We start from the raw sequence: 14168 nt of genomic DNA on the forward strand, positions 1-14168 counted from the left end.
TCTGCAGTACCGGGCTGGAGACTCCGAGCGCTGGGCCGGCAGGCCGAGGGCAGAGCAAGTAACCATCGGCTATAATGGGTCTTATGGTACTTTGGGTCGGGAGTTGTCAGCCGATCCTGCTGTCAGGTGTTGCCGGTGCCGGCTTCCGTGGCCGTGCCCGTGAGCGAGACCGCAGCTCTTCTTGGGAGAACATCATGAACACGAAGACGACTTCCGCAACGGCAGTTGGCGTGGCGCAAGGGAACCCTGCCGGGCGCATTCGGGCGACGGCCGTGCAGCCGACAGGCAGCGGCAAGCAGAAGGTTGGACTGGCGCTTCAGGGGGGCTCGTTTCTCGCGGGGGCGATTGCGACGGGCGTGGTGGCCGGCCTGCTCGAGAAACGTGCCTTCGAGAATCACGACATCACCGCATTTTCCGGCACCTCCGCGGGCGCGCTCGCCGCCGCCGTGTGCTGGCGGCATGCGCTGGCCGCTGACGACGGGACGATGCAGGAGCGAATGAGCAAGGCCCACGGCACGCTCGTCAAACAATGGCTTCACAATGCGAACGGGATGATCCCGAACCAGGCGACGGGCGACTTCATGAAGATGGTCGACCACCTGTGGTCGTCGAATCCGATCTATTTCTGGTGGAAGGACAACGTTAGCGTGAAGTGGCTGCACGGCGAGTTCGAAGCGTGGGTCGATGCCTACGTCAAGCCCGAGGAGAGCATCCGCCTGCTCTTCGCACGCTATGTGCAGCCGGCCGATCCACAGGCAGCTCTCGATCTGGATGCGGCGCAGGCTGCTTTCCGGGCGGACCAAGGGCGGCCGCATCTGGTCGTTGGCGCCACGCGCGTGGTCGACAGCGAAAACGTGCACATCACCGATGAGGACTTCTTCGACGAGCTGATCAAGGCGCTGAAGTATCACGGGAACGATCGCGAGGCGGCAATCCGGGCGGCAGCGGACTACATGCGTCAGGGGATCATGGCGTCCGGCTCGATCGACTTCATGAACGGCATGACAACCGTCGAGCGCGGTCGCCATGCGGGGACCTACCTCGACGGCGCCTGGTCCGAGAACCCACCGCTCGAAGGCCTGCTGGATGCGAGGGTCAACCAGATCTGGATGGTCGAGGTGTTCCCGAAGGAGTGCCCCGCTATTCCGGTCAGCTTTGCCGAACGCGAGGATCGGCGCGAGGAACTGTGGCAGAACGCGGTCGTCGAGCAGCAGGTGGATTTCATGAAAAAGGTAAACCTGTGGGTCGAGAGCGGTATGCTCAGGTCGTCCGACCAGGATCTGGAGAACCTCAGGGTTGATTTGCGCCAGCGGCTGCAGGACCTGACCTCCACCGCCAGCAAACGCTTGCTGGCGGCGTTCAGGGAGAGCGACGACGAGTGGGATGAGTGCATTGACGCGCGGACAGGCAGCGTGGACGTGGAAGCACTCGTTGAACGGATCGTCCGGCCGTACCGGCACATCGGATGGGGTACCATCAAGCTGCCATCGGAGATGCAAGGTCTCACCGCCGGCGCGCGCATTGTCAATGATCGGAACTTCCTGCTCGGCAAGATGGAGATGGGGCGCCAGATGGCCCTGAACTTTCTCGCGTAGGGGCTTGCCCGGAAAGCCTCGCCGTGGTGAGGCGGGCAGTAGTGACCGGGCGACCATTTGCGACCATTTGGAGCGGCATGGCCACCACCGTGGCGTGTGCTACCCGGTCGGCTTCGCCGAAGGCGTGGCGTCCTTTCGGCAGCGCCCCGCAGCGCTTTATAATCGCAGCGAGCGAAACACCGTAGCGCCGGATGGTCCGTCGGGCCGTCCGGCTGTTTTTTCACGTGGCGCCAGCGCCGCGCCATCTGCGAGTCCCTGCTGTTGATCGCTGATCCCGTTGCGCGCACGCGCTTCGTCGGCCTTGCCTGTATCGTCGCTTCGGCGACGGGCTTCGGCGCGATGCCGATCTTCGCCAAGCTGGCCTACGCCGCAGGTGTCGACCTGCCAAGCATGCTCTTCCTGCGTTTCGCGCTGGCCGGCCTGACGATGGCCGCGGTGATGCAGTGGCGCCGGTTGCGATGGCCACGTGGCGGCAATCTGCTGGCCCTGATGGCGATGGGCGGGGTGGGTTATCTGGGGCAGTCGTTCTGCTATTTCGCCGCGCTGCAGCACGCCACAGCCGGCCTCACCGCACTGCTCCTCTACCTGTACCCGGCGATCGTCACCGTCCTCTCGGCCCTCTTGGCGCGACGCCGTCTGTCGCTCTTGCGTATCCTTGCCGTAGCGGCCGCACTGCTCGGTACTGGTCTGGCCGTCGGCGGCAGCCTGGCCGGCAGCCCCATCGGCATTCTCCTCGGCGTCGGTGCGGCACTTATCTACTCGGTCTACATACTGGTCGGCGAGCGCGTGACGCCGGTGGCCGGGGCGATCCCGTCGGCGACCGTGATCATGCTGTCGGCGGCGCTCGGCTACGGGCTGATTGTTCTCTGGCGGGGGCCGGCTTTTCCGACGTCACCGGCAGCCTGGGCAGCGGTTGGCGGCATTGTCGTGTTGTCGACGGTGGTGGCGATGATCACCTTTTTTGCCGGCATGGCGCGCCTGGGGGCTGCCGACGCGGCGACGCTGTCAACGCTCGAGCCGGTAGTCACCGTCGTCCTCGCGGCGACCTTTCTGGCCGAGGCAGTCGGTGGCTGGCAGATTGCCGGCGGCGCCATCATCCTCGCCGCCGTCGTCGTTCTGGCGCGTGCAGGGGAGTCTACGAAAGCGCCGGGGTGACGGCCGCGGCGGTGGCGGCGAGGAAGGTCAGCAGATTCCTGACCACCGCCTGCGCTTGCTCGTTCATCATCGCGTGCCCGCAAGCGGCGATCTCGAGGCGTTGGACCTGCGGCAGCGCCGACTGCAGTGGCGACAAATTGCGGCGCGGCGTCATGCGGTCGCGGCCGGCGACCAGCAGCAGTGTTGGGCAGGCGACCCGGGCGGCCGCCGCCAGGCCGTTCTGGTAGCCGTTGCAGGCGGCGAGGTCGATTGCCAACACGCCCGGCGGGCTGCGGCGCATGATCGCCAGCGTCACCCCGGGTCCCCAGATGCCGTGGCCACCGCCGCCGGCTAGCTGGAACGGTGCCGTCAGCGAGTACTCGGTCATCAATCGGTAGACGTGGTCGGGGTCGCTTTCGGAGCGGCTGAGCAGGGAATCGGCAACCGGCATCGGGGCGGCGGCGCCAAGCAGCGCCAGCCGACCGACGCGCGCGGGATGCCGTGCCGCGCATTCGAGGGCGACCAACGAGCCCATCGAGTGGCCGACCAGGATGGCCTGCGCCACGTCGGCGGCGTCGAGCAGCGCCGGTAGCCATTCGGCGAGGGCTTCGATGCTGCGCAGCGGCGGTCCGTTCGAGAGGCCGTGGCCGGGAAGGTCGGGGGCGAGTACGGCACAGCCGGCGGCGGTCAGGCCGCCGGCGACTGTCCGCCAGGCATCACAGTCGTTGGCGGCGCCGTGGATGAGGACGAGCGGTGGCCAGAGCGCTGCGCCGGGATTGAACGAGCGTCCGCCGGTGGCGATGTGACAGCGCCTCCCCGCTACGCTGAGCTCCATGCGTGGTTTCCGGCTGCTCGGTACGGCGACGCGCTGGCACTCAGGCGAGAACGTCGGGCGTCAGTAGGTGCTCGAGGTGCGTGATGCGATCCTTGAGCAGCAGCTTGCGCTTCTTCAGGCGGCGGACGAGGAGATCGTCGGGGGGCGGACTGACGAGCAGATGATCGATCACCAGATCGAGGTCACGATGCTCGATGTGAAGCTCATGCAGCATGGCGCGGGTTTCGGTGATCTGTTCTTCGGTGAGCATGGTTGCGGATGTCCGTAGGATGGTGATTCGGCTAGCCGACCAGAGCTCGCAGGCCCCACAAGGCGAGCATGCCGAGGACCACGGTCAGCCAGGTGCTGCGCGTTCGCCAGGCAACGACGGTTGCCAGTGCGGCGGCGGCGGCGCGCGGCAGTTCAGGACCTATGGTAGGCGCGCCACCAACAAAAAACAACGGTGGCGCGATGATTGCCGCCATCACCGCCGGTGGCACATAGCGCAGGGCCTGCCGCAGCCACTCAGGCAGGTCGAGGTGCGCCAGCAGGGCAAGCGGGGCAAAGCGGATGAGGAAGGTGGCGATGCCGATACCGACGATCATCGACCAGACGAACACGTCGCTGCCCGCCGCGTCGGCGACGCTCACGCTCTTTTCCCGAGGCGGTCGGCGGCCAGGCCGGCACCGACGCCGATCAACGCTGCGGCAATCAGATTGAGCCTCAGTGGCAGCACCAGCAGAACCGAGGCGGTGCCGCCGACGACTGCGGCGAAAGCCATCGCGCGATCGGCGAGCAGGGGCACGAGCATGGCGATGAAGGTCAGCGGTACGATGAAGTCGAGCGACCAGTTCGCCGGTACGAGGCTGCCAAGCAGGACGCCGACAATCGTCGCGATTTGCCAGCACAGCCACGTGGCTCCGGCCAGCCCGAAATAGAACCAGTGCAGATTCCGCCGGTCTGTCGTCTGGGCGCAGCGCACGACGGTCAGCGCATACGCCTGGTCGGTCAGCAGGTAGGCGATGAGCGCCTGCCGGCGGCGGTCGAGCGTGCCGAAATGCGGCGCCAGCGAGGCGCCGTACATCAGGAAACGCAGGTTGATGATCGTCGGGGTCGCCAGGATCACCAGGAGCGGCGCACCGCCGGCATAAAGCTGCGTCGCGGCGATCTGCGCCGAGCCGGCGAAGATCACCCAACTCATCGCCAGCGCCTGTGCGGATGTCATGCCGGCAGTGCTGGCGGCAGCGCCGCAAACCATGCCAAAGGGAAGGATACTCATGCTCAGCGGAGCGAAGGCACGAAGGCCGGCAATAAACTCGACGCGCGTGCTCGGGACTTGCGGCATGGGGCGCTTTTGCGAATAGAATAGAGGATGGAATTGTAACCTTGAGACACCGCCGGAAGGAGGCAGATGGTTTATCACATTATCGTTTCGTTTGGGCGGGAGCGGCAGTACGAGTTCAAGTTCTCCCATACCGAACTTGCTGCAGGTTCTCCCGAAGAGGCGCGCCGCTGGTTTGACAAGGAATTCGCCGACCTCGAATGCGAGCCCAGCAATCCGATGGGCAAGGTCCTGATCATCGACAAGATCCTCAATGTCGCCCGCTATGGCGGCGAGCAGCGCTTCATCGAAGGCAAGGACTGGGCGGCGCGCTTTGCTCGCTATACGGCGCTCGCCCTGGGGCGCGACACGGTCCGTATCGACGTCGCCGCCTTCAATATCGGCTATTGACGGTTTGGTAGTGCGCATTGCGGCGTGGGTCTGACGGCCCGCGCCGCTTCTTTTTTCCCCGTCGGTACGGGAAATTGCCCGGCAGGCCTGGCCCGAGCGGGAGGCCGCCAGGGCCATCATCGGCCGGAGAATGACTACCGATGAACAAGGAATTCAGCACACCAGGGGCGGGCGACGACGATCAGGACGAGAGTCCCGATCCGGCATTCGGGCTACCGCCGGGAACCCGCAACTACATCACGCCGGGCGGACACGCGCGGCTCAGGAGCGAACTCGAACACCTGCTGCGCGTCGAGCGGCCGCAGGTCGTCGGCGTCGTCCAGTGGGCGGCGTCGAACGGCGACCGCTCCGAGAACGCCGACTACATCTACGGCAAACGGCGGCTGCGCGAGATCGACAGGCGAATTCGCTTCCTGACCAGACGTCTCGATCTCGCCGAAATCGTCGACCCGGCGAGGCGGGAGAACACCGAGCAGGTGTTCTTCGGCGCCACCGTGACGATCTGCGACGAGCAGGGGCTGGAAAACACCTATCAGATTGTCGGCGTCGACGAGACCGACTCGGCGCGCGGGCACATCAGCTGGGTGTCGCCCCTGGCGCGCGCGCTGCTCAAGGCGCGCGAGGGCGATACGGTACGTTTCCATAGCCCGCTTGGCTGGCGTCAGGTCGAAGTCGTCGCCGTCGACTACCGGCGCATCGAGGAATAAGCCCGACGGGGCTTGAAAAAGGCCCGAACATCCCCATTTCAGGCCCACTGTGCGCTGAGCACACTGTCACCCGGATGCATTCGCTTTCGATCAACGCTTTTCATGGAGTTTTCAATGGGCGCCCAAAAGGAGACACTTGGTTTTCAGGCAGAAGTCAAACAACTGCTGAACCTGATGATCCACTCGCTGTACAGCAACAAGGAGATCTTTCTCCGCGAACTGATTTCCAATGCTTCCGACGCCTGTGATCGGCTTCGCTTCGAGGCCTTGAACAACGCTGCGCTCTACGGCGAGGATGCCGAGCTGAAGATCCGCGTCGCCTTCGACAGGGAGGCGCGGACGCTGAGCATCACCGACAACGGTATCGGGCTGTCGCGCGACGAGGCAGTGGAGCACCTCGGAACGATCGCCAAGTCGGGCACGCGCGAGTTCTTCTCGGCGCTGACCGGCGATCAGGCCAAGGACGCACACCTGATCGGGCAGTTCGGGGTGGGCTTCTATTCCTCGTACATCGTCGCCGACAAGGTGACCGTGATCTCGCGGCGTGCCGGCCTCGAAGCCAGCCAGGCGATCCGCTGGGAATCGGCGGGCGAGGGTGAATTCACGATCGAGATGATCGAACGTGCGCAGCGGGGCACCGAAGTGATCCTGCACCTGCGCGAAGGTGAAGACGAGTTCCTGTCGAGCTGGAAGCTTCGCCAGACGATTCGCAAGTACTCCGACCATATCACGCTGCCGATCGTGATGAAGAAGGAGGAGTGGAGCGAGGAGAAGAAGGAACAGGTGGTCACCGATGAAGACGAGACGGTCAATCAGGCGTCGGCGCTGTGGACGCGTCCCAAGTCCGAGATCAGTGAGGAGCAGTACAACGAGTTCTACAAGCACGTCGCGCACGATTTCGAGGACCCGCTGACGCACGTCCATGCGCGTGTCGAAGGGAAGCAGGAGTACATCCAGCTCCTCTACGTGCCGGCGAAGGCGCCGTTCGACCTCTTCGAACGTACGGCGCGTCACGGCATCAAGCTCTACGTGCGGCGGGTGTTCATCATGGACGATGCCGAACAGCTGATGCCGCTGTACCTGCGCTTCGTGCGCGGTGTGGTGGATTCCAGCGACCTGCCGCTCAACGTCTCGCGTGAAATCCTCCAGCAGTCGCGCGATATCGAGACGATTCGTGGTGGCTGCGTGAAGAAAGTGCTCGGCATGCTCGAAGCGCTCGCCGACAGCGACGATGTCGCCGAGAAGGAGAAGTACACGAAGTTCTGGAAGGAATTCGGTCGCGTCCTCAAGGAAGGCGTCGGCGAGGATCTTGCCAACAAGGACCGCATCGCCAAATTGCTGCGCTTCGCCTCGACGCATGCCGATACGCCCGAGGAGAGCGTCTCGCTGGCCGACTACGTCGGGCGCATGAAGGAGGGACAGGAGAAGATCTACTACGTCACCGCGGAAACCTTCACCGCCGCCAGGAACAGCCCGCACCTCGAAATCTTCCGCAAGAAGGGCATCGAAGTGCTGCTGCTCTCCGATCGTGTCGACGAGTGGGTGTCGGGGCATCTGACCGAGTTCGACGGCAAGCCCCTGCAGTCGGTGGCCAAGGGCGGACTCGACCTCGGCAAGCTTGAGGACGCGGCCGAAAAGGAGGAAGCGGAGAAGGCCGCCGACGAGTACAAGGAACTGCTCGACAAGGTGAAGGCGACGCTCGGCGACAAGGTGAAGGACGTTCGCGTCACGCATCGCCTGACCGACTCGCCGTCCTGCATTGTCGCCGACGAGTTCGACATTGGCGGCAACCTGCAGAGAATCCTCAAGGCTGCCGGCCAGCAGGCGCCGGCGAGCAAGCCGATCCTCGAGATCAACCCCAAGCACCCGGCGGTGCAGCGTCTCAAGTTCGAAGAAACGCGCTTCGACGACTGGGCCAACCTGCTGCTCGAGCAGGCGACGCTGGCCGAAGGCGGCTCGCTCGACGATCCGGCGGGCTTCGTCAAGCGCATCAACGACCTGATGCTCGCTCTCTCGCTGGGTAGCGGTCGCTGATGCGCGATGGCAGACCGGAGCTGCTTTTCGGTCTGCCGCCGATTCTCGATGCCGGCGTCAGAACGCTGATTCTCGGCAGCTTCCCGTCGCCGGCATCACTCGCCGGGCAACACTACTATGCGCACCGCCAGAACCAGTTCTGGCGTGTGCTCGGTCTTCTGCTCGGCGAACCGCTGCCCGAACTCGACTACCTCGACAAGCAGCGCTGCCTGCTGGCGCATCGCATCGGCGTGTGGGATGTCTATCGCCAGTGTCGGCGACAAGGTGCGCTCGATGCGGCGATCCAGTCACCCGAGACCAACGATTTTGCAGGCCTGGCGCACGCCGCGCCGCAACTCGGACGTGTCTGCTTCAATGGCCGGACGGCCGGCAAGTTTACCCCCTGGTTCGCGCAACGAGGCTACACAACAGCCGTCCTGCCATCGACCAGTCCGGCTTATACGCTCGCCTTCGCCAGCAAGCTTGCGCTCTGGCGGGCCGGATTGGGCGTCCAGGGCGGTGACTGATACCGCCCGTGGCGGGGGTCGGAACAGCCCGCGGCTGACCGCCACGGCTGCCCCGACCCGCCGAATCACTTGACGGGTGCGAGGGCGTCACGCAGGCACTGGCGATGCTCCGGCCCGCTCTTGTCCTTGCACAGTTCGCGCGCTTTCTGGTGTTGTACGCAACGCGCCGGGTCGACCGACTTGCTGCAGTCGACCGGCGGCATCTTCTCCTGCACGCAGCGCTTGAACGCGGGCCCGACCTGGTCCTGGCACGCTGCGTACGCCTGCTTGCGCAGCTCACACTGCTGCGGGTTGCGCGCCTGACTGCAGTCCGTCTTCTGCGCCTGCGCGTGCATGCACTGCCGACGCTCCGGGCCGCGCTTGTCGCGGCAGGCCTCGAGGACCTTCTGGTGGGCTTCCTGGCGCGCCTTGCACTGCTCCGGGTTGGTCGCAGCGGTGCAGTCGGTCGCCGGACGCATCCCCGGGCCCGCGCCGCCGCCAGCCATACCGGCCCCCGCACCCATCCCCGGGCCAGGCTGTGCCATGGCTGGCAGGGCAAGCAGAGCGGCAGCGACGGAAGCGATGATCAATGAACTTCTGTGCATGGGGGTCTCCTGTAGCGCGGATGAGGGAGCCGCCACCCATCGTGCGGAGGTGACGACTGCGTAGCGGGACGCGTATCATACCTCGTTCCGTCGGCGGCGTTGAAGCGCGCACGCCTTGTTCCGTAGAGTCCCTGATCCTCGTTCTGGAAGATCGCAGATGCCCGAAGCCGTGGTCAACACCGTTCACGAACATCGCCTGACCTTGCCGGAGGTTCTCGGCTGGCTGGTCGACGACCATCTGGTGAGCGCCGACGATGCCGACATCCTGCTCAAGGAGAGTCGTCTGAAGCGCCTGAGTGGCCATCCGCTGACGACTATCGCCGAGCAGCAATGGAAGTCGCTGCAGGAACCTCACCGACCCCTGACGCTCGACGACCTGGGGGAATGGCTGGCGGCAAGGATCGGACTCGACTACCTGCACATCGACCCGCTGAAGGTGGACTTCACGGCCGTCACCGACGTGATGTCGAGCGCCTACGCGACCCGCTTCGGCATTCTGGCGATCCAGGTGACGGTGCGCGAGGTCGTCGTGGCGACCACACAGCCGTATCTGCGGGACTGGGAGAAGGAAATCAAGCCGATCCTCAAGAAGGAGATTCGTCGGGTGATGGCCAACCCGGTCGATGTCGCCCGCTATCTGGTCGAATTCTACAACCTCGCACGCTCGGTCAAGAAGGCGGCGCAGCTCGGCGGTGCGAGCGGCAACCTCTCCTCGTTCGAGCAACTGGTCGAACTCGGGCGCACCAATCGGCAGTTCGACGCCAACGACCAGCACATCGTCAACATCGTCGACTGGCTCTGGCAATACGCTTTCGAGCAGCGCGCCAGCGACATCCATATCGAGCCGCGGCGCGATCTGGGCATCGTACGTTTCCGGATCGACGGCGTCCTGCATCAGGTGTACCAGATTCCGATGAGCGTCATGGCGGCGATGGTCAGCCGCATCAAGATCCTCGGCCGCATGGACGTGGTCGAGAAGCGGCGACCACAGGATGGCCGCATCAAGACGCGTACGGCCGACGGCCAGGAGGCCGAACTGCGCCTGTCGACCCTGCCCACTGCCTTCGGGGAGAAGCTGGTGATGCGGATTTTCGACCCGGAAGTCCTCGTCCGCAGTTTCGCCGATCTCGGCTTCACGGATGACGACCAGTCGCGCTGGAAGGCGATGGCCGACAGGCCGAACGGCATCATTCTGGTGACCGGCCCGACCGGTTCGGGAAAAACGACCACGCTCTACTCGACCCTCCGTCAACTGGCCACGCCGGCGGTCAACGTGTGCACCATCGAGGATCCGATCGAGATGGTCGAACCGGCATTCAACCAGATGCAGGTCCAGAACGTCATCGATCTGGGCTTCGCGCAAGGCGTGCGGGCGCTGATGCGCCAGGATCCGGACATCATCATGATCGGCGAAATCCGCGACCTGGAAACCGCCGAGGTGGCGATTCAGGCGGCGCTCACCGGCCATCTGGTGCTGTCTACGCTGCACACCAACGACGCTCCCGCAGCGGTTACGCGCATGCTCGACCTCGGTGTGCCGCCCTACCTGCTGAGTGCGACCATGTTGGGCGTCATGGCGCAACGCCTGGTGCGCATCCTTTGTCCGCACTGCAAGCAGGTGCACGAAGCCAGCCCGATCGAGGAGACGATGTGGGATCAGTTGGTCGCGCCCTGGAAAGCCAATCGTCCCGCGCGCTTCTACCGCCCGGCCGGCTGTCTCGAATGCCGGATGACCGGCTACCTGGGGCGCGTCGGGCTGTACGAGATCCTGCTGCTGTCGCCGGACCTCAAGCTGGCGATCAGCGAAAACCGCGAGATCGCCAAGATCCGCGACCTCGCTTTCCGTGAAGGCATGAAGCCACTACGCATCTCCGGCGCCATGAAGGTGGCCGCCGGGGTGACGACGCTGGCCGAGGTCTTCAAGGTCGCACCGCCGATCGAGCATAGCTGAGCGCCGCTGCGCGCGGCAGCGGCGACCAACTGTTTGACCAATCTGCAGCAGGCCGGCGTTTCGGTAGGGTGCCTGGGTGAGCTCCGCAACGACCGTCTCGGCCCGAGCATCGTCACGACCTACCCTCCGTGATCACGCAAGGTCGAAGCGATCCAGGTTCATGACCTTGCTCCAGGCCGTAACGAAGTCGTTCACAAACGCCTCCTGCGAGTCGGCGCCGGCATGGACTTCCGCGAGAGCCCGGAGTTGGGAGTTTGAACCGAAGACGAGATCGACGACCGTGCCTGTCCACTTGAGCTCGTCGGTCGCTCGATCGCGACCCTCCAGCACGCCCGCGGCGGTAGCGGACCTCCGCCAGTGCGTGCGCATGTCAAGGAGATTGACGAAGAAGTCATTGGTCAACGTTTCAGGCCGCTTGGTGAAGACCCCGTGTCCGGACTGCCCGAAGTTTGCGTTTAGCGCGCGCATGCCACCGATCAGGACCGTCATCTCCGGCGCGGTCAGCGTCATCAATTGCGCTTTGTCCACCAGCAACTCGGCTGCCGAGCCCTCGTCTCCCTTGCGGATGTAGTTGCGGAATCCGTCCGAAGTCGGCTCCAGTACGGCGAACGCGTCCACATCGGTCTGCTCCTGCGATGCATCCGTGCGCCCCGGCGAGAAGGGAACCTGCACGTCGTGGCCGGCTCGTCGAGCGGCTTCCTCGACGGCGGCGCAGCCACCCAGAACGATGATGTCGGCGAGCGAGACCTTCTTCCCGCCGGACTGGGCGCCGTTGAAATCCTTCTGTATCGCTTCCAGTCTGTGCAACACGTTCGCCAGCTCGGCCGGCTGATTGACTTCCCAGCTCTTCTGCGGTGCCAGGCGAATACGCGCGCCATTCGCTCCACCGCGCTTGTCGCTGCCGCGAAAAGTTGCCGCAGACGCCCATGCCGTCGTGACCAGTTGCGAAATCGACAGTCCGGAAGCAAGGATTGTGGCCTTCAGGGCGGCAATGTCCTGCGCCTCGATCAATTGGTGGTCCAGCGCGGGTATCGGATCCTGCCAGAGTAGTGGCTGCGCGGGAACGAGCGGCCCAAGATAACGCGACAGGGGGCCCATGTCGCGGTGCGTCAGCTTGTACCAGGCCCCGGCGAACGCATCCGCAAGTTCCTGGGGATTCTCCCGGAAGCGTCTCGCGATCTTCTCATAGGCTGGATCCATCCGCAGCGCCAGGTCGGCCGTCGACATCATCGGGGCGTGGCGCCTCGACGGGTCATGGGCGTCCGGCACGGTGCCCGCTGCCGAGGCGTCCTTGGGCGTCCACTGGTAGGCGCCGGCAGGACTCTTCGTCAGTTCCCACTCGTAGCCGAAAAGATTCTCGAGGTAGTTGTTGTCCCACTGCACAGGATTGGTGGTCCATGCGCCTTCCAGGCCGCTGGTGATCGTGGAGACCCCTTTGCCGCTTCCGAAGGTGTTCTTCCAGCCGAGGCCCTGCTCCTCGATGTCCGCACCCTCGGGTTCGGGACCGACATACTTGCCCGGATCGGCGGCGCCGTGACACTTGCCGAAGGTGTGTCCGCCGGCAACCAGTGCCACCGTTTCCTCGTCGTTCATGGCCATGCGGGCGAAGGTCTCCCGGATGTCCCTCGCCGAGGCGACGGGGTCCGGCTTGCCATTCGGTCCTTCCGGGTTCACGTAGATCAGGCCCATCTGCACCGCGGCGAGAGGATTCTCGAGCTCACGGTCGCCGCTGTAGCGCTGGTCATCGAGCCACTTGCCCTCTGGCCCCCAGTAGATGTCTTCTTCTGGCTCCCAGATATCCGGGCGCCCACCGGCGAAGCCCAAGGTCTTGAAACCCATCGATTCCAGGGCGACGTTACCGGCCAGAATCATCAGGTCGGCCCAGGAGATCTTGCGGCCATACTTCTGCTTGATCGGCCAGAGCAAGCGGCGTGCCTTGTCGAGATTGCCGTTGTCCGGCCAGCTGTTCAGGGGCGCAAATCGCTGCGCACCGGAACCGGCGCCGCCACGACCATCATGGATACGGTAGGTGCCTGCGCTGTGCCAGGCCATGCGGATGAAGAGTGGACCGTAGTGACCATAGTCCGCAGGCCACCAGTCCTGCGAGTCCGTCATCAAGCCATGCAGGTCCTCGATTACGGCGTTCAGGTCGAGCGTCTTGAACTCCTCGGCGTAATCGAACTCCGCGCCCATGGGGTTTGCCTTGGACGAGTGCTGATGCAGGATCTTCAGGTTCAATTGGCTGGGCCACCAATCCGCGCTCGTTGGAGCCCCGGCCGCTGTGTGTTTGCGAGCGTCGCCCAAGAACGGGCACCTTGCTTCGTTTGACATGGTTCTCTCCTTTGCTTGTAAGTAATCCACTATCCACTCGAGCCTGCGAAGTTGCCCGTCCAGGGAATACGGTCATCGACGCAGATTGCGGCAAGTCGAGTAGTCGTCTTGGCGTTCTCATGACACCACTGATCGGGCGATCGGATCGCTGTAGCCAAATCCGATGAAGCTATTCTAGGAGCGCTTGGACTATTGATCCAATGAATTGTGAATATACGAACGATTGTCACAAGCTATCCATGGAGCGTGCCTAGCCGTGGGCTGGGATTTCACGTCGAGGGGACGATCGGACTGGGCACGCTCTAGGCCAGCGCGGCGAACGGACCGGTGGGGTCGATGGAACGGTCTGCCGACCGTGCCTCTACCGTGACGTCGGTCCGTACCGGACCGAAGCTCCAACAGGGCGCTGCGCCGGGCTCGCTGTCAACTCGGCCTGGCGCCTGATCGGTTCCACCTGGCCTGGGTCGATGCCGGCCCGGTCGTCACCCTTCGTCACCGTTCGTCGTCCCTTCGCTCGGATTCGATCGTTTCCTCGAGACTCTCGAGATCCTTGGAGTTCTGGCGCAGAAAGAAGACGAAGCTCCATACCAGTCCCGCGGCGATGAGGGCGACCAGTGTCACGACACCCCAGTCGATACTTGCCAGCGATCCGGAATCCATCGGCTTCTCCCGCGCATCAAACGAGCCATTATGCCACCCGCTGCACCGCACGGCCGTGTTGGTAAACGGGTACCGGCCGGCAAAAAAAGTTGCCGCCGGTCCCCGACCAGACCCGGCAGC

Annotated in this window: 14 protein-coding genes; 7 read left to right on the top strand and 7 right to left on the bottom strand. The window is 64.4% G+C overall.

The window, feature by feature from the left end; translation table 11 throughout:
- Nucleotides 1-194: 194 nt before the first annotated feature.
- The gene (locus tag CAP2UW1_RS11980) at nucleotides 195-1595 is read left to right on the top strand and encodes a patatin-like phospholipase family protein (protein WP_015766874.1); all 1401 of its coding nucleotides are present in this window, start codon (nucleotides 195-197) and stop codon (nucleotides 1593-1595) included.
- 261 nt (nucleotides 1596-1856) lie between these two features.
- The gene (locus CAP2UW1_RS11985; RefSeq protein WP_015766875.1) at nucleotides 1857-2750 is read left to right on the top strand and encodes a DMT family transporter; all 894 of its coding nucleotides are present in this window, start codon (nucleotides 1857-1859) and stop codon (nucleotides 2748-2750) included.
- On the opposite strand, the gene CAP2UW1_RS11990 is transcribed toward CAP2UW1_RS11985, so the two are convergent.
- Genes CAP2UW1_RS11990 through CAP2UW1_RS12005 form a run of 4 tightly spaced genes read right to left on the bottom strand, consistent with a single transcriptional unit; the run spans nucleotide 2731 to nucleotide 4888 of the window.
- A complete protein-coding gene (locus CAP2UW1_RS11990; RefSeq protein ID WP_015766876.1) occupies nucleotides 2731-3564 on the bottom strand; it encodes an alpha/beta fold hydrolase in 834 nt (277 codons plus the stop codon). The genes CAP2UW1_RS11985 and CAP2UW1_RS11990 overlap by 20 nt on opposite strands.
- 40 nt (nucleotides 3565-3604) lie before the next feature.
- Entirely contained in the window at nucleotides 3605-3814 is a 210-nt protein-coding gene (locus CAP2UW1_RS11995; protein ID WP_015766877.1) for a DUF465 domain-containing protein, read from the bottom strand.
- Between the two features lie 31 nt (nucleotides 3815-3845).
- A complete protein-coding gene (locus CAP2UW1_RS12000) occupies nucleotides 3846-4193 on the bottom strand; it encodes an AzlD domain-containing protein (protein WP_015766878.1) in 348 nt (115 codons plus the stop codon).
- The gene (locus tag CAP2UW1_RS12005) at nucleotides 4190-4888 is read right to left on the bottom strand and encodes an AzlC family ABC transporter permease (RefSeq protein ID WP_015766879.1); all 699 of its coding nucleotides are present in this window, start codon (nucleotides 4886-4888) and stop codon (nucleotides 4190-4192) included. Before CAP2UW1_RS12005 ends, CAP2UW1_RS12000 begins: the two co-directional genes overlap by 4 nt.
- Nucleotides 4889-4954: 66 nt before the next feature.
- Here CAP2UW1_RS12005 and CAP2UW1_RS12010 point away from each other — a divergent pair, with 66 nt between their 5' ends.
- The 4 genes from CAP2UW1_RS12010 (at nucleotide 4955) to CAP2UW1_RS12025 (ending at nucleotide 8522) form a co-directional block, all read left to right on the top strand.
- Nucleotides 4955-5275, top strand: a complete 321-nt coding sequence (locus CAP2UW1_RS12010; protein ID WP_015766880.1) for a hypothetical protein — start codon at nucleotides 4955-4957, stop codon at nucleotides 5273-5275.
- Between the two features lie 140 nt (nucleotides 5276-5415).
- Complete coding sequence (gene greB, locus CAP2UW1_RS12015) at nucleotides 5416-5982, top strand: transcription elongation factor GreB (RefSeq protein ID WP_015766881.1); 567 nt, start codon at nucleotides 5416-5418, stop codon at nucleotides 5980-5982.
- 114 nt (nucleotides 5983-6096) lie between these two features.
- On the top strand, nucleotides 6097-8016 hold the full coding sequence (gene htpG, locus CAP2UW1_RS12020) for a molecular chaperone HtpG (protein WP_015766882.1): 1920 nt from the start codon (nucleotides 6097-6099) through the stop codon (nucleotides 8014-8016).
- Nucleotides 8016-8522 (top strand): DNA-deoxyinosine glycosylase, encoded by a 507-nt coding sequence (locus tag CAP2UW1_RS12025; RefSeq protein ID WP_015766883.1) that lies wholly within the window; start codon nucleotides 8016-8018, stop codon nucleotides 8520-8522. Before htpG ends, CAP2UW1_RS12025 begins: the two co-directional genes overlap by 1 nt.
- 65 nt (nucleotides 8523-8587) lie before the next feature.
- Here the strand turns inward: CAP2UW1_RS12025 and CAP2UW1_RS12030 are convergent, their stop codons facing one another.
- Nucleotides 8588-9106, bottom strand: a complete 519-nt coding sequence (locus CAP2UW1_RS12030) for a hypothetical protein (protein ID WP_015766884.1) — start codon at nucleotides 9104-9106, stop codon at nucleotides 8588-8590.
- A 157-nt stretch (nucleotides 9107-9263) separates the two neighbouring features.
- On the opposite strand from CAP2UW1_RS12030, the gene CAP2UW1_RS12035 reads away from it, so the two are divergent.
- Nucleotides 9264-11057: a GspE/PulE family protein gene (locus tag CAP2UW1_RS12035; protein ID WP_015766885.1), complete on the top strand. Its 1794-nt coding sequence runs from the start codon at nucleotides 9264-9266 to the stop codon at nucleotides 11055-11057.
- A gap of 132 nt (nucleotides 11058-11189) precedes the next feature.
- On the opposite strand, the gene katG is transcribed toward CAP2UW1_RS12035, so the two are convergent.
- Entirely contained in the window at nucleotides 11190-13388 is a 2199-nt protein-coding gene (katG, locus tag CAP2UW1_RS12040) for a catalase/peroxidase HPI (RefSeq protein WP_015766886.1), read from the bottom strand.
- A 492-nt stretch (nucleotides 13389-13880) separates the two neighbouring features.
- A complete protein-coding gene (locus CAP2UW1_RS25575) occupies nucleotides 13881-14048 on the bottom strand; it encodes a hypothetical protein (RefSeq protein WP_015766887.1) in 168 nt (55 codons plus the stop codon).
- Nucleotides 14049-14168 lie beyond the last annotated feature (120 nt).

The sequence above is a fragment of the Candidatus Accumulibacter phosphatis genome, assembly GCF_000024165.1.
Classification (GTDB): Bacteria; Pseudomonadota; Gammaproteobacteria; order Burkholderiales; family Rhodocyclaceae; genus Accumulibacter; species Accumulibacter phosphatis.